General features: G+C 41.4%; 3 protein-coding genes. All 3 read left to right on the top strand.

All coding sequences use genetic code 11. From position 1 onward, the window contains the following. Window positions 1–152, top strand: a 152-nt coding sequence (locus VXQ92_RS18415) for a 2-C-methyl-D-erythritol 4-phosphate cytidylyltransferase (protein ID WP_416682781.1), incomplete at its 5' end; no start/stop codon positions are given. A gap of 349 nt (window positions 153–501) precedes the next feature. Next, complete coding sequence (locus VXQ92_RS18410) at window positions 502–1,173, top strand: 3-oxoacid CoA-transferase subunit A (RefSeq protein ID WP_031984575.1); 672 nt, start codon at window positions 502–504, stop codon at window positions 1,171–1,173. A gap of 18 nt (window positions 1,174–1,191) precedes the next feature. Further along, window positions 1,192–1,320, top strand: a 129-nt coding sequence (locus VXQ92_RS18405; protein WP_416682780.1) for a CoA-transferase, incomplete at its 3' end; no start/stop codon positions are given.

The following is a 1,320-nucleotide window of genomic DNA, read 5'->3' as shown; positions in this document are numbered from 1 at the left end:
TGAAAAATAATTTGACTATTACTGATGAGGCGAGTGCACTTGAATCTATAGGAGAGAGTGTACAGGTGGTCATGGGGCGTTCTGATAATATAAAAATTACTTACCCCGATGATTTAGAACTTGCTCGCTTGATTTTACAATCACAAAATTAAGATTTTATATACAGGATAGATGGTAATTTTTACTTATAAAATAGCCTAAGTGAATATGGTGTTTCTACATATCTATTCAAAATAATTAGTATTTTTTTACAACTTGTATTTGTAAGATTGAATAAGTAATTTACTTAGATAATGTTCGATAGTCGAACAAAAAAATCCTAAATCGAACAAAACTATATATAGCTGACTAGATCAAAATCTGAAAATTATCAAAAATGTTTAAAAGGGAAATCTAAGGGAAACACTCGGGATTGAGTGAAATATTTATCTATTCTTCTCGCCTCAGTGTGCCTAAATCTCTTACCTCTCTCTTCTTCAATGAGCACAATGGAGTTGTCTAATGATTGACAAAAGTAAGTCCTCACTAAGCGAGGTTCTATCGCAGATTAAAGATGGTGCAACCATCCTGATTGGTGGTTTTGGTACCGCAGGACAACCCGCTGAACTCATTGACGGTCTGATTGAACTTGGCGTTAAGGACCTGACCATTGTGAGCAACAATGCCGGTAATGGGGATTATGGTCTGGCTAAACTGCTCAAAGCCGGTTCTATTAAAAAAGTGATTTGCTCTTTCCCACGTCAGTCGGACTCTTATGTGTTTGATGAACTGTACCGTGCCGGAAAGGTTGAACTTGAACTGGTACCGCAAGGCAATCTGGCGTGCCGTATTCAGGCAGCTGGTATGGGCCTTGGGGCGGTGTTTACCCCAACTGGCTTTGGAACACTTTTAGCTGAAGGCAAAGAGACCCGTCATATTGATGGTAAAGATTACGTGCTTGAGTATCCGATCAAGGCTGACTTTGCCCTGATTAAAGCCTATAAGGGCGACCGCTGGGGCAATCTGGTTTACCGTAAATCTGCACGTAACTTTGGCCCGATCATGGCCATGGCTGCTGATGTCACCATTGCCCAGGTTTGTGAAGTGGTTGAACTGGGTGGATTAGACCCAGAACACATTATCACCCCAGGTATCTTTGTACAGCATGTTGTACAAGTACAGCCCGCACAGTAAGCAATAAGGAGAAATAACATGAGCTACCAGAAACTCAGCCGTGACCAGATTGCAAAGCGTGTGGCACAAGATATTCCCGATGGTGCCTATGTCAACTTGGGTATTGGTTTACCGACCAAGATTGCCAGCTACCTACCTGCTGATAAA

It is taken from the genome of Acinetobacter sp. 228, assembly GCF_048147885.1.
This window is presented reverse-complemented; position numbering and strand designations above follow the sequence as displayed.